The 21680-nt window shown below is 69.5% G+C and carries 12 protein-coding genes and 6 pseudogenes; 9 read left to right on the forward strand and 9 right to left on the reverse strand.

Translation table 11 applies throughout. The annotated features are described in order from the left end of the window. A pseudogene (locus ABZ371_RS02530) lies at positions 1-641 on the forward strand (XRE family transcriptional regulator); the annotation flags it as partial. A gap of 255 nt (positions 642-896) precedes the next feature. Then, positions 897-1479: pseudogene (locus tag ABZ371_RS02535) on the forward strand (helicase associated domain-containing protein); the annotation flags it as partial. A gap of 490 nt (positions 1480-1969) precedes the next feature. Here ABZ371_RS02535 and ABZ371_RS02540 read toward each other — a convergent pair. From ABZ371_RS02540 to ABZ371_RS02550, 3 genes and pseudogenes are all read right to left on the reverse strand, one after another. Continuing rightward, on the reverse strand, positions 1970-2356 hold the full coding sequence (locus ABZ371_RS02540) for a hypothetical protein (RefSeq protein WP_358672740.1): 387 nt from the start codon (positions 2354-2356) through the stop codon (positions 1970-1972). A 112-nt stretch (positions 2357-2468) separates the two neighbouring features. Then, positions 2469-2945, reverse strand: a complete 477-nt coding sequence (locus tag ABZ371_RS02545) for a hypothetical protein (RefSeq protein WP_358672741.1) — start codon at positions 2943-2945, stop codon at positions 2469-2471. A 242-nt stretch (positions 2946-3187) separates the two neighbouring features. Then, positions 3188-3695: pseudogene (locus ABZ371_RS02550) on the reverse strand (IS6 family transposase); the annotation flags it as partial. Between the two features lie 295 nt (positions 3696-3990). Between ABZ371_RS02550 and ABZ371_RS02555 the strand changes: the two are divergent. The 4 genes from ABZ371_RS02555 (at position 3991) to ABZ371_RS02570 (ending at position 9977) form a co-directional block, all read left to right on the forward strand. Beyond that, positions 3991-7011 (forward strand): BTAD domain-containing putative transcriptional regulator, encoded by a 3021-nt coding sequence (locus ABZ371_RS02555; protein WP_358672742.1) that lies wholly within the window; start codon positions 3991-3993, stop codon positions 7009-7011. 537 nt (positions 7012-7548) lie between these two features. Then, positions 7549-7860 (forward strand): hypothetical protein, encoded by a 312-nt coding sequence (locus tag ABZ371_RS02560; RefSeq protein WP_358672743.1) that lies wholly within the window; start codon positions 7549-7551, stop codon positions 7858-7860. A gap of 130 nt (positions 7861-7990) precedes the next feature. Beyond that, positions 7991-8731 (forward strand): VWA domain-containing protein, encoded by a 741-nt coding sequence (locus ABZ371_RS02565; RefSeq protein ID WP_358672744.1) that lies wholly within the window; start codon positions 7991-7993, stop codon positions 8729-8731. A 679-nt stretch (positions 8732-9410) separates the two neighbouring features. Further along, positions 9411-9977 carry a protein kinase gene (locus ABZ371_RS02570; protein WP_358672745.1) on the forward strand — a complete coding sequence of 189 codons (567 nt, stop codon included), beginning with the start codon at positions 9411-9413 and terminating at the stop codon, positions 9975-9977. Between the two features lie 263 nt (positions 9978-10240). On the opposite strand, the pseudogene ABZ371_RS02575 reads toward ABZ371_RS02570, so the two are convergent. Continuing rightward, a pseudogene (locus ABZ371_RS02575) lies at positions 10241-10345 on the reverse strand (IS5/IS1182 family transposase); the annotation flags it as partial. A gap of 92 nt (positions 10346-10437) precedes the next feature. Next, on the reverse strand, positions 10438-10755 hold the full coding sequence (locus ABZ371_RS02580; protein WP_358672746.1) for a helix-turn-helix domain-containing protein: 318 nt from the start codon (positions 10753-10755) through the stop codon (positions 10438-10440). A gap of 102 nt (positions 10756-10857) precedes the next feature. Between ABZ371_RS02580 and ABZ371_RS02585 the strand changes: the two genes are divergently transcribed. Further along, positions 10858-11202, forward strand: a complete 345-nt coding sequence (locus ABZ371_RS02585) for a putative quinol monooxygenase (RefSeq protein WP_358672747.1) — start codon at positions 10858-10860, stop codon at positions 11200-11202. A 284-nt stretch (positions 11203-11486) separates the two neighbouring features. Here ABZ371_RS02585 and ABZ371_RS02590 read toward each other — a convergent pair whose 3' ends face one another. The 3 genes and pseudogenes from ABZ371_RS02590 to ABZ371_RS02600 form a co-directional block, all read right to left on the reverse strand. Further along, positions 11487-13907, reverse strand: a complete 2421-nt coding sequence (locus ABZ371_RS02590) for a SpoIIE family protein phosphatase (protein ID WP_358672748.1) — start codon at positions 13905-13907, stop codon at positions 11487-11489. A gap of 73 nt (positions 13908-13980) precedes the next feature. Beyond that, positions 13981-18561 (reverse strand): HAMP domain-containing protein, encoded by a 4581-nt coding sequence (locus tag ABZ371_RS02595; protein ID WP_358672749.1) that lies wholly within the window; start codon positions 18559-18561, stop codon positions 13981-13983. A gap of 172 nt (positions 18562-18733) precedes the next feature. Next, positions 18734-18973 (reverse strand): annotated as a pseudogene (locus tag ABZ371_RS02600) (IS5/IS1182 family transposase); the annotation flags it as partial. 67 nt (positions 18974-19040) lie between these two features. On the opposite strand from ABZ371_RS02600, the gene ABZ371_RS02605 reads away from it, so the two are divergent. Both ABZ371_RS02605 and ABZ371_RS02610 read left to right on the forward strand, forming a co-directional pair. After that, entirely contained in the window at positions 19041-19580 is a 540-nt protein-coding gene (locus ABZ371_RS02605; RefSeq protein ID WP_358672750.1) for a hypothetical protein, read from the forward strand. A 364-nt stretch (positions 19581-19944) separates the two neighbouring features. After that, positions 19945-21069: a glycoside hydrolase family 43 protein gene (locus tag ABZ371_RS02610; protein ID WP_358672751.1), complete on the forward strand. Its 1125-nt coding sequence runs from the start codon at positions 19945-19947 to the stop codon at positions 21067-21069. Positions 21070-21093: 24 nt separating this feature from the next. On the opposite strand, the pseudogene ABZ371_RS02615 reads toward ABZ371_RS02610, so the two are convergent. Continuing rightward, a pseudogene (locus tag ABZ371_RS02615) lies at positions 21094-21675 on the reverse strand (MOSC domain-containing protein); the annotation flags it as partial. Positions 21676-21680: the final 5 nt, after the last annotated feature.

The following is a 21680-nucleotide window of genomic DNA, read 5'->3' on the forward strand; positions in this document are numbered from 1 at the left end:
TCACCTGGAGACTCGTTACCCAGCTCTGTGAGGGCGGCTGCGGGCACACCTCGCCCGTGGACCGGGCCCCCCGCGCGGTCGCCCCGCCGCCGGTCGCGGCCGACTCCGGGGCGTGGGCCGGGACGCACGGTGCCGTGCACGGCGGGGAGGCGCTGGTGCGGATCACGGTCCAGGGCCGGTCGCCGTCCGACGCCGTCGTCCTCCATGCCCTGCACGTGCGCGTGGTCGACCGCGCCGCGCCGCTGCCGTGGAGCGTGTACCGGATGGACAACGGCTGTGGAGGCGCCGTCACCCCGCGCCACTTCGCCGTGGACCTCGACCGGCCGCGCCCGCTCGCGAGGCCCGTCGACGGCCTCGACGCCTCCGGCGCCGAGGTCCGGAAGATCCCGGCCGTCTCCTTCCCGTACAAGGTCACCTCCTCCGACCCCGAGGAGCTGCTGGTCTCCGCGCGGACGGCGGGCTGCGACTGCCGCTGGTACCTGGAGCTGGAGTGGAGTGCCGGGGGCCGTACGGGGATGGTGCGGATCACGGACGGCGGGAAGCCGTTCCGCACGAGCGGGACCAGGGGGAGGCCGGCGTATGTGCACGACTCCGCCGATGGGCGCTGGATCACAGACTCGGACTCTGGACAGACCAGGTGACCGATGAGTAACTTCGACTGACATAGGCTGAGCAAGCGCTTAGACACTCCTTTCTCCATCTCGGATATCGCACGCCTAGCGGTGAAGCTCCTCGGTGACGACTGGCACGCCGAGTCCGGCTACTGGGGCGTGCCCGGCGAGATCACCACCCTGGACGGCGCCCGGTTCATCGTGGGCGTGGACCACAAGGGCGACGTGGCAAGACCCACCGCTGCGACATATTCGACCGCAATGGCAACATCGGGCCCACCGTCACCCGGGGTGTTGTTCGAGGGCGACGACCTGGGCAAGTGGCTTCAGCGGCAGAAGAACCCGGGCACCTGGGCGCAGCTGTCGAGCGAGCAGCAGGAGCGGCTGTCGAAGCTGGGCGTGCAGCCCGCTCAGGCGCCGTCTCCCGCCCCGGCAGCCACGCGCACGACGAAGGGGTCCGAACAAGGGCAGCGTTCCAACGGGGCCTGGCAGCCCTCACACAGTGGGTCGAGCGGAAAGGTGACCGGCCGGTGCCGAGGGGCACAGCGAGCGGCTCGCGGTCGACGGTGAGGCGGAGCCGGTGACCGTGAAGCTGGGCATAAGGATTACGAACACGAAAGCGAGAAGGAACCGGCTGGACGCCGAACAGCTCGCCGCGCTCGCGAAGCTGGGCATGCAGTGGGTGAGACCGGTGCCGACCATCCAGGCCGTCCCGGCTCAGCCCGCGCCCTCGAAGCGCCTGCCGCAGCGTGACCACCACGATGAGTGCGACAAGATGCTGCACGAGGGCGGCACGTGCACCTGCGACCTCATCGAGCGGCTGGGGCCGCCGTCCGAACGCGAGGACCCCTACTGGGACAACCTCTGACCACAACCACCACGCCGACCGGACCCCGGGCCTCTTGAGGCCCGGGGTCTCGTACGTCACGGCACCGGTGGGTCGGACGAGGCGGCCGGTCACGCGGCGCGGGCGGCTCCCCCGGCTCGGGTCTGCTGGCGCAATGCGGAGCGCGCGGTCGGCACCGAGGGAGCACTCTCCCAGTAGGGGTGCCACCACAGCCGTACGGACAGGCGCAGCAGGCACGGCGAGGGGCGGTGGTATCGCGGGGGCGGGGGGCGGCGAGCGCGTTGTAGCCACGGAGCAGCGGCGGGTCTCACGGGCTCTCCTGTCGAAGTGCCGTCTTGGGGCGTGGGGAGAGCCCTGCGGCTGGCGCCGCGCGGATGCGTCGCTCCGGAACGACTCCGGGTGCGGGAAGCGGTCCGGGGAAGCGGGCCGGTCGGAAGACCGGAACCGCGCCCCGGGCCAACTTCACAGTTCCCCCTGAGCCCCGCCGAGTCCCTGATGGGCCTGTGACAGGTCAGGCCGCCCAGCTTCCGTTGGAGAGGGCATCGGAACGGAACTCGAAGGCGAACAGTGCGCCGTCTTTCACGTCGGTGGCGATGGTGGTCCACTGCCCGCCGGTGGTCAGGGTGTAGTTGGACTGGCACTGCAAGGCTGCGTTGACCTCGAAGCACACCTTCACATACCGGTTGGTGTTGGACTTGATGTTGATGTCTGAGCAGGCGCTGGACGTTTTGAAGAGGGTGCCAGCAGGCAGCCAGTTGGTACCGGCGGGCTTGCTGTAGCTGTTGGCGTAGCTGTAGCAGGAGGTAACGGCGGCCTGGGACGCGGGGGCGAGCATCACGCTGCTGGTGACCAGGGCGGTCGTCGCGGCGGCGGTGGCGGTGATGCGGCGTATGTTCATGGCGCTGGTTCTCCTCGAAGTCCGTGCACGGATGTTCTACGGTGATGCCCGTTGGTCCCCGGCCCCCGGCGGGCTTGCCCGGCTACGAGCGGGAAGGCAGGAGGGGCAGGGATCAGACCGATGCGTAGGCTGAGGCGCAACGCGCTCCGGTGCTTCCGGGGGATTTCGTGCCTAGGCAGACGTAGACGCGGACCGAGGTGCTGGCGTTGGTGCCCTCCCACGAGTCCAGGGTCGTTCCGCCGGAGGTCGAGGTGTCGTCCACGCCCAGTGGGCCGTTCGGGGTGAAGCTCCCGTGCTGGATGTAGGCGCGGGCAGCGACGCCGTCGGCCTGGTAGTCCTCGACAAAGTTGTAGTAGGACTGGTTGAGGCGCCAGTAGTACGGCGCGGAGGAGCTGGAGCACAGCGTCGCCTGTACGTGGCCGCCGGGAGCTCCCGCCGAGTTGGCCACAGTGGCCCTCAGCGTCGTGCAGCCCGCCGCTGCGTGTGCGGAGGCGGGCAGGGCGAGTCCCAGGCCGGCCAGGACTGTGAACGAAGCGGCGACAGTCGCGCTCTTCCGTCTCAGGTATCGGTTGGACAGTCGAATGGGCACAGACTTCTCCCTCGAAGGAATCTCACTGGAATTCGCCGACCGCACCCCCTGCGTGGTGGGTTCGGCGAGAGTGGACGTGCTGGAGGACGGTGCGGCGTTGCGGTGAGGCTGGCCAGGGGGTGACTCACATGGTTGCAGCGCGCCCGCTGGCTGGAGGTTGGCGTTGCCACGTCGGTAGGTGCGTGGGTGTCTGACGGCGCGTTGGGGTGTGCTGGGGCCGGGTTCCGGCCCGATGCTCAGCTCCGGGTGGGCTGGTGGCTGTTCTCGGCCCGGTTGTTCAGGCCCTGGTGGGAGCGGTGCTCGATCGAGGGCATCAGCTCCCGGTGGGCGGTGCCGTAGAAGCGGAGCTTGTCGGTGACCAGCACCCTGGGCACCCGCTGCTGCTTGTTCACGAGCTTGGCCAGGAACCGCCTGGCGGCCTTCGCGTCCCGCTTGGACTGCAGCAGGACGTCGAGGACGTTGCCGTCCTGGAGATGCTGCCGCACACCGTTGATCTTGACGAACACTTCGTCGAGATACCACGTGTCGCCGGGCCGGGGCCGCCGGCGGCGCAGTCCGTCGGCATAGGACCGGCCGAACGTGGCGCACCGACGACGCACGGTCTCGTGGGAGACGAGCACGCCGCGCTGAAGCATGAGCTCCTCGACCTCGCGGAAGCTGAGCAGGAAGCGGAAGTACAGCCACACGCAGGGGGAGATGCCCTCCACCAAGGTATCGGTGCCCCTGGTACGACGACGGCGCGCTGTCCACGGACGACCCCGCCCCGCATGACCAATCACAAGATCATCCCAGGCCGGTCAGTCAACGTGACAGTGCCCCAGGGCGAGTCCCGGAGGGCGCAGCGGATACGCATGAGGTTCCCTTTCGTCGAGGTGACCGGGCGGTGCCGGGGCACCGCCGGGCTATTCCGGGCGGCGGGCCGCCCGGTTCTGGACACGTCGGCAACGATGTACGGCCGACCTTGCGCAAACCTTGCGAGAAACCCTGCGCGGCAGGTCACAGTGGTGCCTTCCGGGTCGGTACCGGCGTGAAGGGGGAGCAGGGCATGCTGGAGTTCCGGTTACTGGGCACGCTCGAGGCATGGACCGGGGGGCAGCCGGTGGCCCTGGGGCATGCGCGGCAGCAGTGCGTTCTCGCGGCCCTGCTGATCGACGTCGGCCGTCCGGTGTCGGCCGGCCAGCTGCTCCACCGGGTGTGGGACGACCGCGCGCCCCACCGGGCCCGGGACACGCTCTACGCCTATCTTTCCCGCCTGCGCCGCGGGCTGGAGCCGCACGGCGTCCGGCTGGTCCGCCGGTCCGGCGGCTACGTGCTCGACCTCGGCGAGGCCGCGGTGGACCTGCACCGCTTCCGGGACCTGTCGGACCGGGCCCGACGGGCGGCTGCGGACGAGCAGGCGGAGGCACTGGGGCGGGAGGCGCTGGGGCTGTGGCGGGGCAGCGCGTTCGCCGGGATAGACGCCCCTTGGTTCAACGCGCAGCGCCAGCTCCTCGACGGCGAGCGGTTCGCCGCCCAACTGGAGTTGGTCGAGGTCCGGTTACGGATGGGACAGGCTGATCGGCTGGTGAGCGAGTTGGTGGCCCGGGCCGAGGCGCATCCGCTCGACGAGCGGGTGATCGGGCAGCTGGTCCTCGCCCTGTGCCGGTGCGGGCGGCAGGCGGAGGCGTTGAAGGAGTACGAGCGCGCCCGGCGGCGACTCGCCGACGAGCTGGGGGTGGACCCCGGCGCAGCGTTGCGGCAGCTGTACGGGCGGATCCTGGCCGGGGATCCGGATCTGTCCGGCGATCTGGATCCGGCCACCGCCCGTGTGGACGCGCCGTTCACCGGCGAGGAAGCGGAGGACGACAGTGGCGCTGTGGCGAACCCCGTGCCGGGGCGGCAGCTTGTGCCCCGGCTGCTGCCGGCGGACCTCTCCCTGTTCGTCGGCCGTGACGCCGAGGTGGACGAGGCCTGCCGGCTCCTGGGCGCGGACGGGCCGGGGCCGCTCACTCTGCTGGTCACCGGCCCCGCCGGGGTGGGCAAGACGGCCTTCGCCGTACGCACGGGCCACCGGCTCGCCTCCCGCTTCCCGGACGGTCAGCTGCATGCGGACCTGCGCGGCTTCGGCGACGAGCCGGCCGATCCGTTCACGGTCCTGGGCGCCTTCCTCCGCGCGCTCGGTGTCCGCGGCGGGACGGTGCCCGCGGAATTGACCGGACGCATCCATCTCTACCGCTCCCTGCTGGCAGGGCGGCAGGTACTCGTCGTCCTGGACAACGCGGCCGGGGCCCAACAGGTGCGCGACCTGCTGCCGAGCGGCGCGCGGTGCGCCGCCGTCGTCACCAGCCGCACGACGCTGGCGGAGCTGAGCTGCCGCCGGCTCCCCCTGGACGTGCTGGACTTCGAGACCGGGCTCGTCCTGCTGCGCGAGATGCTGGGCCCGGAGCGGACCGACGCGGAGCCCGACTCGGCCCGCTCCATCGTGGAGACCTGCGGTGGCCTTCCGCTCGCGGTGTGGGTAGCCGGCGCGCGCCTGGCCGCACGACCGCACTGGCCCCTGGCCCACGTGGCCCGCGCCCTCGCCGACGAGGAGCGCAAGCTCGACGAGCTGGCCGTCGGCCACATCGCCGTACGGGCCAGCCTCGCGCTCACCTACCGGCAGATGGCCGCGCCGGCACAGCACGCGCTGCGGATGCTCGCGCTGCTGCCCGGCCCCGACTTCACCACCTGGGCGCTGACCGCACTGCTGGCCGTGGACCTGTCCGAGGCGGAGGCCGTTCTCGATGATCTGGTCGAGGTGCACCTGGTGCAGATCGGATCGACCGGCGCCACCGGAATCCGCTATCACCTGCACGACCTGGTACGGCTGTTCGGCCGGGAACGAGCAGACCACGACGTCCACCACCAGGACCGCGCGGCCGCACTCACCCGGCTGCTCGGGGCCAGCCTCCACCTCGCCGACCTCGCCGCGGACACCCTCAGCGTCGACTTCCAGGGCATCTCGCAGAAAGAACTGGTCTCCTGGCGGCTCTCCCCGGCGGACACAGGCCATCTGCTCGCCGACCCGCTGGCCTGGTTCACCGACGAGCGCCAGTTCCTCATCGCCGTGGCGGAGCAGGCGCTGGACAGAACGGAAGCCGCACCCGCCGCCGGGCTGGCCACCGCCCTGACGACCCTGTTCCAGGTCGGCGGCCACTTCGATGACTGGGAGCGGCTGCAGAACCGGGCGCTCGAGGCGGCTCTGCGCAACGGCGACCGGCACAGCGCCGCAAAGCTCCACCGGTGCCTCGGCGAACTCACCACCATCCTCGACCGGTACCCCGAGGCGCTGAACCACTTCGAGCAGGCGCTGCTGCTCGCCGAGGAGCAGGGGCCGACCTACCGGGCGGGGGCGACCGCCGGGCTGGCGTACGTGCACCGGCTCCTCGGCCAGTACTCCTCGGCCGTGTTTCACTTCGAGAGGGCTGCCGAGCTGGCCAGGCAGGCGGGCAACGTCAACTGTCTCGTCTACGCCACCAACGGCCTCGGCGTCATCGACCTCGAGCAAGGCCGTGTCGAGGCAGCCGTGGAGCGGTTCACGGAGTGCCTGCGGGCCAGCCGGGTCGCGGGCTACCGGCCCGGGGAGGCTCAGGCGCTGCGCTGCCTGGGCCAGAGTCACCGCGCGCTCGGCGCCTACCCGGCCGCCGCCGACGCCTACCGGCAGGCGGTCGCGATCAGTACGGACCTCGGCGACCACCTCACCGCCACCCACGCCGCCTGCTGGCTCGGGGACGTCCTGGTCCGCCAGGGTGAGCATCACACAGGGCGCCGTCTGCTCGCGCAGAGTCTCTGGACGTACCGGGAGTTCGGCAACCTGTGGGGCGAAGCGGCCACGCTGTACGCCCTCGCAGAGGCACAACTCGCGGCCGACCGCCCGGCGCTCGCCCGCAGACGCGCCGAAGCCGCGGTCGAGCTCTGGCGACAGATCGGCTCCCACACCTGGCTCGCCGTCGCCCTCGACACCCTGGCCACCGCGTACACCCAGGCCGGCGACCACCCGGCCGCGACCCGCGCCCGCGACGAGGCCGCGGGACTCCGGAAGCCTTGAGCACGCCGCGGGAGGGCGGGAAACGGGCCGGCCCGGCTGCACTCTGCCGGCTTCATGCCGGCAGACCACCTGGGGATCCATCGCCTCATGACAGTGGAATCCACTGCCCGTGTCATCCCCCAACCACCCAAACCCGGGGGACGGCCGGATCCAGCCGAAATCGGTGGTCCGGGCGGAGAATCAACCCGATGACCACATACCGCCGCCCGCTGGGCACCGGATCCTTGCGCACCGACACCGACAACCCCGGGTTGGCACCCGGCCCGGGCGTTCACGGTGTCGGCTCTGACGGCGTAGCGGTCGGTGTGGGGCAATTGATCCGCTGGGTGGGCATCACACCGCCTGCTGACGAGGCGACGCGTAGCTGACCCTTGTCTGGTTACGGGCGGCTTCGAACTGTCTATTCCGCTGCGGACCAGGTCCGATGCGCGGCATCATGACGCCATGCGAGGTGACGGGCGCCACACATACGCAGAAGCACCAAGGCGGCCGCCATCTCGTGCTTGCGCAGGCATTGCTACGAGGGATGCCGCACGGTTGCACGGAGCGGCCGCCTACGTCGACGTGGGCGCGTATGTGGCACAGGTGATGGTCGCCGCCCAGGGCGCCTGGATGATCGCCGATATCGAGACCACCACCGCCCTCACCTGCGAGCGGGTGATCCTGGTCGACGTGACCGACGGGCGGCGCGACTTCTACGTCACCGAGGGGGCCGCCTTCCGAACGGGGGTCCGCGCCCGTCACGAAGCCTTCCTGCGGCAACAGGGCGGAACCCGCCCCCGCAACCTCAACTCGAACCACACAACGGTCCGCCCCCGCACATCGCCGAGTGGCGCGGCGCAAGCATAGTTACGCTCCGGTGGTGCCGGAAACGACGCAGGGGGAAAATTCGCTGCCGGCGCGTCCCGGCATGAGCCCCGGACACACCTCGTCTCCGGTACGCACGGCCCGGCAGCACCGAAAGAGGAAAGGGGCGATCATGTCGACCAGCAGTGCACACTCCCCCGCCATCAGCCTGTCCAAGGTCATCGAGCGTGCTCCTGATCTCGTGAACCTGTACAAGGCGGCCGGTGGCAGTGTCCGCTCGCACGGGCTGGAAGGAGTGCGGGCCGCGGTCTACCTGGTGCTGGACCGTTCCGGGTCGATGCGCCCCCACTACCGGGACGGCACCATGCAGCACCTTGCCGAACAGGTGCTGTCGCTGTCCGCGCACCTCGATGACGACGGAGTCGTGCCGGTGGTGTTCTTCTCCACGGACGTCGACGGATCCTCCGACCTGACGCTCGGCCGGCACCACGGCCGTATCAACAAGCTCCACGAAAATCTCGGCCACATGGGCCGCACCAACTACCACTGGGCCATGGACGAAGTCATCGACCACTACATAGCCTCCGGCAGCAAGGACCCCGCACTCGTCATCTTCCAGACCGACGGCGGACCCACCAGCAAACTCGCCGCCGAACGCTACCTGTGCAAAGCGGCCCGCCTACCCCTGTTCTGGCAGTTCATCGGCTTCGGCGACCCCGACGACAACGAATTCGCGTTCCTGCACAAGCTCGACACCCTCGCCGTCCCCGCCCACCGTATCGTCGACAACGCTGGCTTCTTCCACGCCGGCCGCACCCCCCGCACCACCGAAGACCACCAGCTCTACGACCAACTCCTGCACGATTTCCCCCAATGGCTGACCGCCGCCCGCACCGCCCGCATCCTGCAATAGACAGAGAGCACCAACTCGCAGTACGTGCACCACTCGGCCGACAGAGCGAGACGTCCGACCAACGCCCGGTGATACGCGCTACGTCCCGAGCAGCTGTATGAGCGCGTTACCCGGAGGGGGCTGACCACAAAGATCCACCTGGCCTGCGAAGCCCACTGCCGGCCACCCGTCTTCGACGCGCTCGACGACACATACAAGCAGCGCAACTCGGATGCCGCTCCGGATCGGGCCGCCGGGCGGTGGCTGAGTTAGGGCTCGTGGAGGCGGCACGGTCGTCGGCGGTACACCGACCTCCGGCGTACCGCCGACGACTGTCCCTGGTCAGAGTTGGGTGGCTTGGGAAGACCTGCGGTCCCAGGCGGCCCGGTGCGCCGAACGCCGCGTGCAGCATGGGACCGTACCCGCACCTATCAGGTCGGCTTTGCCGCGTACCTGGCCGACGCGCTGGACTTCTACGGACAGCAGCCGACTCTCTCCGAGACCGTCTCCTGGGAAGCCATGAAAGGAGCCCATTAGGTTGCGTGCTACGGCTCCGAGGGCTGACCTCGATGGCGACTTCGATGTCCTCCTCGACGACGGTGGGGCCTTCGATCGGCGGGAATAGCTGGCGGCCCCGGCCTGTTCGGTCAACAATGATCCGGCGGACGCGCCGACGGTACGCCGCGCGGGAGAGGGTGACATGCAGGGGGCGATACTCGGCGGCCGCTATCAGTTACGGGAGCCGCTCGGCGCGGGCGGCATGGGGACCGTTTGGCGGGCCAGTGACCAACTGCGCCGGCGCAGTGTCGCTGTGAAGACGCTGACGGGTTTCGTCGGATCGGAGACCTCCGAGCTGGCCCGCAGGTTCCGCCGGGAGATCCAGGTGGCCTCGCTGCTGCGTGACCCGCACATCGTGGAGGCGCACGACTCAGGCGAGGCGTTCATCGACGGACGTCCACTGCTGTACCTGGTGATGGAGGAGATCCCGGGTGAGCCGTTGAACCGGCTGCTCGGTGCCCGCACCCCGTCTCTCACGGAGATCACCCGCTGGGGCGACGGGATCTGCGCGGCGTTGTCGGTCATGCACCGGGCGGGGGTCGTGCACCGTGATCGCGGGAGATGTACCGCATCGCCGACTTCCGGCTACGCGGGACGTCCCGAACCCCACCGCCCGGCGTGTGAGCGACGGTTCTCCGACGTACTGCGAAGACCCGGCGCGATGCTGCTGAGCAAGGGAGCGCCCCATGGCCCGAGTTGTGGCCTCTGACCGGCTGCCGCAGTGTTCGCGGTGTCGCAGCCCTCTGCTCACCGCCCCCGACCCCTCCGGCCAGGGAAAGAACCCCTACCTCTACGCCGAAGGCGACCCCGTCAAATGCATCGACCCCAGGGACTCCTCAGCCTCGGTCATAGCTGAGGCGGTCACTCTGTGGGGAGACATTGAGACTGCCTACGCATTTGGAAGGCGTACCAGGGCGCCGGCCCTGCGATCCGTGTCCCGATCCGTGGCAAGCACCTCCTCGGCTGGCGCCGAACCACGACTCGGTGATCGTTCCACCGCCAGCCCCGGCCACCCAGAGGTGGCAGATGCGACTCCAGCAACGACCACTCGCGGTTCGTCAGATCCCCCCGCCCCATGCCGAACCAACGAGCAACCAGTCAGAAGGTCACATGATCCGCCGGACACCGTCTAGGGCGCCGGTGTTAACGGGACGGTCCCGCTCCTGAGTTCACTCCTCCGGCTCGGCTGCCACGATGCCCAGCAGCCCAGGAAACCGCTGCTCGATGTCGGCCCGGCGCAGGGTGGCCATCCGGCTGTTGCCCCGGTCGACCTGCCGGATCAACCCGGCCTCGCGCAGTGCACGGAAGTGGTGCGTGACGGTCGCCTTGGACACCGGCAGCCCGAAGGAGCTGCACGTTCGCGCCGCACCGTCGGGTTCGGCCGACAGCTCACGCACCACTCGGCGGCGCAGCGGATCTGCCAGCGCGGAGAGTACCGGGCCGAGCTCGATCTCCTCGACGCCCGGATGGCCTTCACTGTCGGGCATGCGGGACACCTCCCTTCAGGTATGAATTGCATCGTACCTGCAAGTTCGCTAGTGTCCGACAGGTACGAGATTCACTGTACCTATCTAGGGAGAGGAACCTGCATGACTCAGCCATTCGCACTCGTGGGCACCGCACGCCCCAAAGCTGAACGCGCCGAGGAGTTGAAGCAGCTTCTGCTCTCGTTCGTCGAGCCGACACGACAGGAGCCCGGCTGCCTGGAGTACCACTTACACGAAGATCGCAATGACCCCGGCGTCTTCGTCTTCTACGAGGCGTGGCGCTCCCAGGCCGATCTCGACGCCCACCTGGCCCTCCCCCACATGCAAGCCTTCTGGGAGCGGCGCATGGACTATCTGGAGACCGACCTCGACGTTCACTTTCTCACCATGCACAGCCCCTACCAGTCGGCCGGCCGGACAGGAGCGCGGCCTCAGGCACCCCAGTGACGCCGCGCCGATTCGAGAGCCTCAACCGATCTCGCCTCTGCCGTGCAAGTCGGCCGCATCCAGTGCGGCGGCACTCTGAGCGCGATGACGTGAGAATCCGCCAGCACGGCTGAGACCCCGCAAGAATCCGCCAGCCGGGATGCGACGGGACACACGGCGACTCCCTTTCTCGGTAGTGGACGTGATCACGTAACGGTGCCTCGGTGAACATGTCGTAACCGAAGGTGTCCGCTGGTTGCGGGCGCACGCCTGAGAGGGAAGATCCGTGCATTCGTGAGTACGGGTCAGTCGACCTGGACGCCGATTACGCAGGTGTCGTCGTCCGTGTCTGCTCGGCTGTGGGTCAGCAGGCGGTCCAGATACGTCTCCAAGTCCGCCGTAGGAGATCCGACCGTGTCGATGAGCTGATCGAGGGAGTACTCGACCGAACTGTCCCTCCGCTCGATGAGGCCGTCGGTGTACATCAGTACGCGGTCTCCGGACAGCAGGGTTACTCTCTGTTCCTCGTACGGGGCCTCGGGGACGGCGCCCAACAGGATGCCACGTGGCAGAGGCAGGGGGGCCGCCTTTCCGTCGCGTACGAGGACGGGCGGCGGGTGGCCGGCCCGCGCCCAGCGCAGGCTCCTGCTCTTCGGGTCGTAAAGGGCGCAGATCGCGGTGGCCGTGACATGCTCGGTGAGGTGGTGTGCCACGGTGTTGAGCCACGTCAGGAGCTGACCAGGGCCGGCGCCGGTCACCGCCAACCCTCGCAGGGCGTTGCGCAGGACCACCATGCTCGTCGCCGCCGTGATGCCGTGCCCGGCCACATCCCCCACGCACAGCAAGATTTGTCCCGACGACAGCCTGACCAGGTCGTACCAGTCTCCGCCGACCAGGTGGTCCGTCTCCGCGGGCCGGTACCGGACAGCCGCGCGCAGTCCCTCGGAGAGCAACGGTCCCCGGGACGGCGGCATGATGGCGTGCTGCAACTGAAGCGTGAGGCGGCTGCGCTCCGCCGACTGCTGCTCGGTGTGGGCGAGTTGGTCACGGGTGGCGGCGAGCGCCATCTCGGTCCAGTGCTGGGACGAGATGTCCTGGTAGGCGCCCCGCACGGAGACGACGCTTCCGTTCTCGTCGAGGACGGGCTCGGCGACGACCCGGATGTGACGGGTGACGCCGTCGCTGCGCCGCAGCCGGAACGCGGTGGACGCGGGGCGATGGTGGTGGAAGAGCATACGCAGGAAGCGGCCGAGGGCGGTCCCGTCGTCGGGATGGGCGTGCGCGGGGAGTTGTTCGAGCGGAACCGGGCCGGCTGTGGTGGGAAGGCCGAAGAGGGCGTACATCTGGCTGTTCCAGGTGACCTCGCCTGTGTCGCCCTGCTCCTCGAACCCGCCCAGCCGGCCGAGGCGCTGGGCGTGGTGGAGCAGGCTGGCCAGCCGGGCGGCCTCATCGTGAACCCGCCAGACGAGCAGCAACTCGTCACCGTGCCGGCTGATACTGATTCGGACCGAGACGGAGATCGGCAGGTCGTCCACGAACGAGGTGAGGGTCATACGGTCGGCACGGAACGGCTCTCCTGTCGCGTACGCGTACTCCAACTTGTCGAACAGGCCGCCGCTGTCGCCTGCGAGCGGGTAGGTCTCCAGCAGGAGGGCTCCGCTGACGGCACTCCTCGGCCGGCCGGCGAAGTCCGTGAATGCCGGGTTGACGTGATCGATGACGAAGTCGGTGAGGGTGCCTTGGGAGTCGAGGCGCGGCCGAAGGATCAGCACGGCGTCGCTCAGCCCGTCGGCGAGGTCGACGAGGTCCGCCCGGGAGCGGCCCGGGTCGGCGTCGCCGGCCCGGTGGGCCTCGTTTGGGGTGGGTCGGGAGTCCAGTGTGTGGGCGCACAGATCGGCCAGTGCCTGGATCTGTCTCTGGAGCTGGGGTGGTTGCGGTGCCAGGGGGGAGGGCCAGCTGATCTCCAGTACGCCGAGGATGCGCCCACCGGTCCCGGCGGGAACGGTGACGCGGCCTCCGTCAGGGTTGACACGCTGGCCGATGGAGGGAAGACCGGCCTGCGAGAGCGAGGTGACCCACACCGTTTCGCGCTCGGTCAGAGCGCGACGGGCCGGGGTCGCCACCCCGGGCGGTACGTAGTGCCAGCGCCGGGCCTCCTCGTCGGTGAATCCTGCCACGCCGGCCAGGGTCAGCGAGGCGTCCGGCCCCGCCGACCAGACGGCCACGCCGGTGGCTCCCAGGGGTGTGAGCGCGTGCTCGAGGATGGACCGGGCCACTGCCTGGGTGTCGTCGGCGGCGAGGGCGCCGCTCTCCGCGCTGCGCAGCCGCACGGCAAGGGTCGCGGAGGAGGTCCCTGTGTCGCCGGCCTCGGTGAGGAAGCGGTTGGCGGCGTCGGTGACCCGGTCCCGGGCCGCCTGATTGACGATCTCCGCCGCAAGTTCCAACTGAGGTACTTGCGCCTGCTCCGCGAGATGCTGCAGTTCGCGGGCAGCCTGTTGGGGGCCGCAGCGCAGACGCTCGATGAAGATGCCCTTGGCCAGCTCGACGAGGGCGCGTCCGTCGGCGGCAGCGTGAGCTTCGCGTACTTCACGCCGCAGCCGGTCGACGGTCGCGGCGAGCCGCCCGATGTTGGGTGTCACGTCGGACGACGCGGCACCGAAGGAGGCGCCTCGTTCGTTCTCCGCCGGTTCCTGGCCGGAGCCTTCGGGGAGCTGGTGAGGGTGCATGGGAGTGCTGCTCCAGTGGTGAGTTCATCTGTCGCGGTGCCGGCGAGGCGAGGGACGTCGGCCCCCCGCCCGCTCAGACTCGGAGCCAGTGACGCACGCGCGTGATCAGATCGTCGGCGTCCACCGGCTTGGTGACGTAGTCGCTGGCGCCCGAGGCCAAGCTCTTCTCACGGTCGCCCGGCATCGCCTTGGCCGTCACGGCGATGACGGGCAGGTCCGCGTACTCGGGCATGCCCCGGATTGTGGCAGTCGCGGCGTATCCGTCCATCTCCGGCATCATCACGTCCATCAGCACGAGATCGATGGCGGGGTGGGTGGTGAGGATGTCGAGCCCGCGGCGGCCGTTCTCGGCGTGGAGCACGTGCATGCCGTGCAGTTCCAGAATGCCGCTCAGGGCGTAGACGTTGCGGGCGTCGTCGTCCACGACCAGCGCCGTACGTCCGGCGAGCGCATCGTCGATCTCCGGCGCGGTGGGTCGTGCGCCCTCGTCGGCACGGACAAGGGACAGAGCGTCGCCCGGCTGGTCGGCGGACAGGTGCAGGGCGATCCGCTCGCGCAGCTCGTCCAGGCTCGACAGCAGTTCGAGCGGCTGCCGACCGGCCCGGTCCAGCAGGGTCCGTTCCCAGTCAGGCTCAAGGCGACGACTGTTGTGTGCGAGGACGGGCACCCCGCGTAGGGCGGCATCGCCGTCCATCGCCGACAGGAAGCGTGCGGCGGCGCCGTCGGGCATGTCGAGTTCCAGGACGACGCAGTGGCACGGGTCCATCGCGAGGACGCGCGCCGCCTCCTGACTGCCGACGGCCGTGATGATCTCCGCGGGGCCTCGCGCATCGCCGAGGTCGCGGGTTCCGGCGACATCGGCCGCGGCGCTCTCCGCGACGAGGGACAGGAGGCCGTGGGGCCTCTCCTCGAGGACCAGTAGCCGCTTGCGCGGCCGGGGCGGTTCCTCCGCGACCGGCTCGGGCGCGCCGGAGGCACGGCTGGGAGCGCCGGAGACCAGTTGCCGTTGGCCGCCCTCGATCACGAGGCGTCCCTCGCCGGAGTCGTCGAAGCCGGGGCGTTCAACAGGAAGGTACAGGGAGAAGACGCTGCCCTCCCCGGGGACGCTCTGCGCGGTAACGGCGCCGCCCAGCAGGTACGCGATCTCCCTGCTGATCGAGAGGCCCAGCCCGGTTCCGCCGTACTTGCGGCTGGTCGTTCCGTCTGCCTGCTGGAACGCTCCGAAGATCGTCTCCAGTTGGCGCTCCTGGATGCCGATGCCGGTGTCCTTCACGCGGAAGACGACGGCCGGGGAGCCGGGGCGCACGTTCTCGGGCAGGTCTTCCGGGAGAGCCGGTTCGATGAGCAGCTCGACCCGGCCCTGCTCGGTGAACTTCACCGCGTTCGAGAGGAGGTTGCGCAGCACCTGTCGCAGCCGTGAGTCGTCCGTGACGAGTTCCGCCTGCACGCCTTCGGATGTACGGATCGCGAATTCGAGGCTCTTCTGGGTGGTCAGCGGCCGGAAGGTCGCTTCGACGTAGTCCAAGAGCCGCTGGAGCGAGACGCGCTCCGGCATGACGTCCATCTTCCCGGCCTCGACCTTCGAGAGGTCCAGGATGTCGTTGATCAGCTGGAGTAGGTCGGACCCGGCGGAATGGATGATCCCGGCGTACTCCACCTGCTTGGGGCTGAGGTTGCGGGTCGGGTTCTGTGACAGCAGCTGGGCCAGGATCAGGAGGCTGTTCAGGGGGGTCCGCAGTTCGTGGCTCATGTTGGCCAGGAACTCGGACTTGTACTTGGAGGCGAGGGACAGCTGCTGTGCGCGGTCCTCCAGCTCCTGCCTGGCCTGTTCGATCTCGAGGTTCTTGGTCTCGATGTCCCGGTTCTGGGTCGCCAGGAGCGTCGCCTTCTCCTCCAACTCAGCGTTCGAGCGCTGGAGTTCCTCCTGCTGCACCTGCAATTCCCCTGACCGCGACTGCAGTTCTGCCGCCAGGCGCTGGGACTCCACCAGCAGTTCGTCCGTCCTGGCGTTGGCGACGATCGAGTTCACGTTGACACCGACGGTCTCCATCAACTGGCCCAGGAAGTCCCGGTGCACGGCAGTGAAGGGGGTGACCGACGCCAGTTCGATGACACCGAGGACCTGGTCCTCGACCACGATGGGCAGGATCATCAACCCCGTCGGCTGGACGGAGCCCAGGCTGGAGGAAATGGCGACGTAACCGGCGGGCAGTTCGTCGACCGCGATCGTACGGCGACTGCGGGCGGCCTGCCCGACCAGGGACCGCCCGAGCGTGAACCTGGTCGGCAGCGCTTGGTCGGCCGGGTATCCGTAGGAGCCGATGAGTTCGAGCTCGGTGTCACCCGCCCGGTCCACCGCCAGGTAGAAGGCTCCGTACTGGGCACTGACGAGCGGGGTCAGTTCGTCCATGACGAGTTCCGCCACGACGACCAGGTCCCGGTGCCCCTGCATCAGGCCGGAGACCCGGGCCAGATTGGTCTTCAACCAGTCCTGGTCCCGGTTGGCCCGGGTGGTCTCCCGGAGGGACTCCACCATCGAGTTGATGTTGTCCTTGAGCTCCGACACTTCACCGGAGGCATCCACGGTGATGGAGCGGGTGAGGTCACCCTCGGCGACCGCGCTGGCAACCTCGGCGATGGCGCGGACCTGCCGGGTGAGATTGCCCGCCAGCTCGTTGACGTTCTCCGTGAGCCGTTTCCAGGTGCCGGAGACGCCCTCCACCTCGGCCTGACCGCCCAGCCGGCCTTCACTCCCGACCTCGCGGGCGACGCGGGTGACCTCGGCGGCGAACGCGGAGAGCTGGTCGACCATCGTATTGATGGTCGTCTTGAGTTCGAGGATCTCGCCCCGGGCGTCCACATCGATCTTCTTGGAGAGGTCGCCGTTCGCGACCGCCGTGGTCACCTGGGCGATGTTGCGGACCTGCCCGGTGAGGTTGTTCGCCATCGAGTTGACGTTCTCGGTGAGGTCCTTCCACGTACCCGCGACGTTCGGCACCCGGGCCTGGCCGCCCAGCCGCCCTTCGGTGCCGACCTCGCGGGCGACCCGAGTCACCTCGTCCGCGAAGGCCGACAGGGTGTCGACCATCGTGTTGATCACTCCGGCGAGCGCCGCCACCTCGCCCTTGGCCTCGACAGTGATCTTCTGGGAGAGGTCGCCGCGCGCCACGGCCGTCGCGACCTGGGCGATGGACCGCACCTGGCCGGTCAGGTTGGAGGCCATCACGTTGACGTTGTCCGTGAGGTCCTTCCAGGTCCCGGAGACGCCTCGTACGGTGGCCTGCCCACCCAGGTTGCCCTCGGTACCGACCTCGCGGGCCACCCGTGTGACCTCGTCCGCGAACGCGGAGAGCTGGTCGACCATCGTGTTGATGGTCTCCTTCAACTCCAGGATCTCGCCTCGGGCGTCCACCCGGATCTTCTGGGAGAGGTCTCCCTGGGCGACAGCTGTCGTGACCTGGGCGATGGACCGGACCTGCGCGGTGAGGTTGTCCCCCATCACGTTCACGGATTCCGTGAGGTCCTTCCAGGTGCCCGAGACACCCTTGACGTCTGCCTGACCGCCGAGCCGCCCCTCCGTACCGACCTCGCGGGCGACGCGGGTCACCTCGTCCGCGAACGCGGAGAGCTGGTCGACCATCGTGTTGATGGTCTCCTTCAACTCCAGGATCTCGCCGCGCGCCCTGACCGTGATCTTCTGGGAAAGGTCTCCCTTCGCGACCGCCGTGGCCACCTGGGCGATGGACCGCACCTGCGCGGTGAGGTTCCCCGCCATGAAGTTGACGGAGTCGGTCAGGTCCCGCCACGTGCCGGAGACGCCCTTGACGTCCGCCTGGCCGCCCAGGATTCCCTCCGTTCCCACGTCGCGGGCCATCCGCGTCACTTCGTCCGCGAACGAGGAGAGCTGGTCGACCATCGTGTTGATGGTGTTCTTGAGCTCCAGGATCTCACCGCGGGCGTCAACGGTGATCTTCTGGGACAGGTCGCCCTTGGCGACGGCAGTGGTCACCTGGGCGATGTTGCGGACCTGGTCCGTCAGGTTGCCCGCCATGAAGTTCACGGAGTCCGTCAGGTCACGCCAGACCCCACCCACCCCCGGGACCTGGGCCTGGCCGCCGAGCCGCCCTTCGCTGCCCACCTCTCGGGCGACACGCGTGACTTCGTCGGCGAAGGCGGAGAGCTGGTCCACCATCGTGTTGACGGTGTTCTTGAGTTCCAGAATCTCGCCCCGGGCATCCACGTCGATCTTCTGGGAAAGGTCACCCTGCGCCACGGCCGTGGCCACCTGCGCGATGTCGCGGACCTGAGTCGTGAGGTTTCCCGCCATGGCGTTGACCGAGTCGGTGAGATCGGCCCACGTACCGGAGACGGCGGGGACCTTGGCCTGGCCTCCGAGTGTTCCCTCGGTACCCACTTCTCGGGCCACCCGGGTCACTTCCGACGTGAACAGCGACAATTGGTCGACCATGCCGTTGAAGACCGTAGCGATCTCGCCGAGCAGGCCGTCGGCCTCGTCCGGCAGGCGCGTGCCGAAATCCCCGTCCCGTACGGCCGTGAGACCGGCCAGGAGCTGCCGCAGCTCCGGCTCGCCGACCGCACCGGCCGCAGGTACGCTCTTCCCCCGCTTCGCTGCCTGCGAGCTACCCACCGACATACTGCCTCGTTCCTTCGGTCCCGGCCCGTCCATCCGCCCCCCCAAGTATTGCCGACAAGTATTGCCGACTTCGACCATGCCACCGGGGTGGGGAGGAGGGGCAATCTGTCCACCGGGCGGACCGGAGGAAGACGCCTGCGATGCGGTGTCCGGCCAGGTAGATGGTGGGGGTCTTCTCGTAGCGCGTGGCGATGCCCCGCCACTGTTTCAGGCAGTTGACGCACCGCTCGACGATGTCGTGCTGCGTTTAGGTCTCGCGGCCGAAGGCCGGCGGCCTGCCGCCTCGGCTGCCCCGACGAACCCGGTGCCTGCGCTGGTCCGCGAGGGCGGGGATCACTACCCGGATGCCGTGTCGGCGCAGGTGGTGGCGGACCGCGCGGGATGTCTTGTCGGCCAGGATCGGATCCGGCCTGGCTTCCCCAGTGATAGCAGTCTCCTCCCTGACCTTCGTCCGCCGAGGATCCGGGGGTAAGCGGAGGGTGGCGGGATCGACGCACGGGGGCAAACCGACGGAACGGACAGCGCACGGTGAGGACCGGCAGGCGCTACGGGGCGACGTCATCTCGGCGTCCGGGGTGTTCGAGGGCAGCGAGGACATCGCCATTGCCCGCGGTCTTGTCCTCAGCTTCCTCGCCGGCGTGCAGGCCACGCACGGGCTGCCGGTCTCCGAGCGCGCGATGGGCACAGTGCGACTCGTCGTCGGTGAGCTGGTGACCAATGCCCGTCAATACGCGCCCGGCCCCCGCCTCCTGACCCTGGAAGTCAACGGCGGCAGCGCAGCCGAGGTGACCGTACGGGACAGCGACCCGACTCCGCCGGCGATCCTCCCGCCCGACCCGACCGGACGGCGACGCCCGCCGCGGCCCACGCGGCCGGTGACCCGGTCAAGGGCCGGCCGAGGCGCCCGAGGGTCGTCCCCCGGACGTGGCGGTCTCCAGCACGGGCGGCTCGCGCCACAGGACCTCGGGGGGGTCGGGACGGGCGCGAGGGCCATCGCCTCGACGTCGATACGCGCCTGATCGGCGTCCACCTTGAGGAACACGTCACCGACGCGCAGAGTCGCGCGCTCGGAGTGGGCGATGACGACTCGAACCTCGTCCATGGGCGACGAGTATCCCGGCGACGGTCGCGGAAGTCGCCGGGTCTACCGCGCGCGCCCACGCGGCTGCCGGAGTCCTGGAGGGAGCCGTCCAGCCCCCCCTGCCGCCCGGACCGCGCGACGCCTGATTCGCGCACTCCAGCCCTGAACTGCCGCTCGTAGCGGGCCCATTGACAGAGGCAACTTCTGACGGGATTCTGCGAGAGCGCTCTTCTATCGATGGAAATTGGCACCGCCACCATCGCCATCGCCATCATCGGATCCCCCCACCCAGGAGCGAGACCATGAGCGACCCCACGCGCAAGCCCAGGAGACCCTTCCGCCACCCGTCCGCCCTCGGCGCACTCGCGCTGGCCGGGGCCCTCGCCGCGACACTGGTCCTGTCGCCGCCCGAGACCGCCCAGGGCGCGCCGCCCGCCCCGGAAGCGGCTCCGCAGGGGCAGACCGGTCTGCGTGCGGCCGACCCCAGCGTGCTGAGGGTGGGCAGTACGTACGTCGGTGTCCAGTCGACCGGCGGCGGCATCGTCGTACGGCAGGCGTCGTCCACGGACGGGCTGGCCACCTCGCCCGCCCGGCAGGTCTGGGCCGACAGCAGGGGGCGCGGGGAGGTCTGGGCTCCTGAGATCGTGATGGACGGCGGCCGGTACTACATCTACTTCACGGCCGGTGCCGGCGCCGCCCACCGCATGTTCGTCATCAGCTCCGCCTCGCCTGACAGCGGGTACGGGGCAGAGTCCCAACTCGCCCTCCCCGAAGGCAGATGGGCCATCGACGGCACTCTGTTCACCTTCGAGGGGCAGCGCTGGTTCGTCTGGTCCGGGTGGGCGGGCGACACCAACGTCGAGCAGAACCTCTACATCGCCCGGATGAGCAGCCCGACCCAGCCCACCGGCGCGCGGTACGTCATCTCGCAGCCGCGCGAGAGCTGGGAGCGGGTGGTCGGCAACCCGTTCATCAACGAGAGCCCCGAGGCGATCAAGGACCCGAACGGGCAACTGCACATCGCATACTCCGCGAACGGTAGTTGGAGCGAGCAGTACTGTCTGGCGGACCTGCGCCTGCGCAAGGGCGGCGATCCCACGTACGTGTGGGACTGGTACAAGTCGAACGGGTGCCTGTTCGGCTCCAACCGCGCGACGATGATGGCCGGTTGGGACCCGACGCTGTACGTGAACGGGCCCGGCCACCACACCTTCGTCCTGCTGCACGGCGACATCGACACCAGCCCGCCGGCCGGCCCGAGGTTCCCTTCGATGTACCACGCGGTCGCGAAGGGCACCCCGTACTCCTGGGCGAACCGCCACTGGTACACCGGCACGTTCGTCTGGTGGGGCGACACCACCTACTCCCGCGCCAACGTCCCCGGTCCCACGTCCGACAAGGGGTGGAGCCTGAAGTTCTTCGAGTGACGCCCCCCGGAGCGGCGCACGCCCTCAGGCTTCCGCCTCGCCCCACCCCTCGACCGCCACATCGTCGCCCACCGGCAGTTTCCCCGGCCGCACCACGGCGAACTTCGCACCGAACACCACCCGTCCCGCCGAGAAGCGCCGGTAGTCCGCGAGCATCCGCAGCGGCTCCGGCCCGCCCCGGGGCCCCGGCCTCCTGGTCGACCAGGGTGACCGCGCAACGCACGGCGAGCTTGTAGCCCAGCTCGGCCGCGCCGATGGTCGCGCGGCGGATCCGGTCCTCGGCGTGGGGTTCCACCGCCCAGTCCCCCCTGGCGCCCCCCGGGGACGCTGTCGACGACGATGTCGGGCGGAAGCGGTCCATGGCCAGGGGCGGGGCGCCGCGCTCGGCCGGCCGCGTGTGCAGGCGGGCGAGGGAGGCGCGGGAGAGCACGTGGACGGCGCCGCTGTCGGCGTAGCCCGTCATGCCGGGGGTCAGGCCGTCGGTCTTCCGTCGGGCTCCGGCGGTACGCGGACCAGACGGCTCGGGGTGCCGAGGAAGTCCGTGAGCCAGGCGGCGGCCTCGTCGCCCTGGTCGATGCCCTGGTACGTCGCACCGAACAGGTCCATGCCGC

Source organism: Streptomyces sp. NPDC005899 (assembly GCF_040629645.1).
Classification (GTDB): domain Bacteria; phylum Actinomycetota; class Actinomycetes; order Streptomycetales; family Streptomycetaceae; genus Streptomyces.

Coding starts and splice junctions, on each gene's coding strand:
- ABZ371_RS02540 (WP_358672740.1), bottom strand. CDS start 2,356: ATGAACATACGCCGCATCACCGCCACCGCCGCCGCGACGACCGCCCTG.
- ABZ371_RS02555 (WP_358672742.1), top strand. CDS start 3,991: ATGCTGGAGTTCCGGTTACTGGGCACGCTCGAGGCATGGACCGGGGGG.
- ABZ371_RS02565 (WP_358672744.1), top strand. CDS start 7,991: ATGTCGACCAGCAGTGCACACTCCCCCGCCATCAGCCTGTCCAAGGTC.
- ABZ371_RS02570 (WP_358672745.1), top strand. CDS start 9,411: ATGCAGGGGGCGATACTCGGCGGCCGCTATCAGTTACGGGAGCCGCTC.
- ABZ371_RS02580 (WP_358672746.1), bottom strand. CDS start 10,755: ATGCCCGACAGTGAAGGCCATCCGGGCGTCGAGGAGATCGAGCTCGGC.
- ABZ371_RS02585 (WP_358672747.1), top strand. CDS start 10,858: ATGACTCAGCCATTCGCACTCGTGGGCACCGCACGCCCCAAAGCTGAA.
- ABZ371_RS02590 (WP_358672748.1), bottom strand. CDS start 13,907: ATGCACCCTCACCAGCTCCCCGAAGGCTCCGGCCAGGAACCGGCGGAG.
- ABZ371_RS02595 (WP_358672749.1), bottom strand. CDS start 18,561: ATGTCGGTGGGTAGCTCGCAGGCAGCGAAGCGGGGGAAGAGCGTACCT.
- ABZ371_RS02610 (WP_358672751.1), top strand. CDS start 19,945: ATGAGCGACCCCACGCGCAAGCCCAGGAGACCCTTCCGCCACCCGTCC.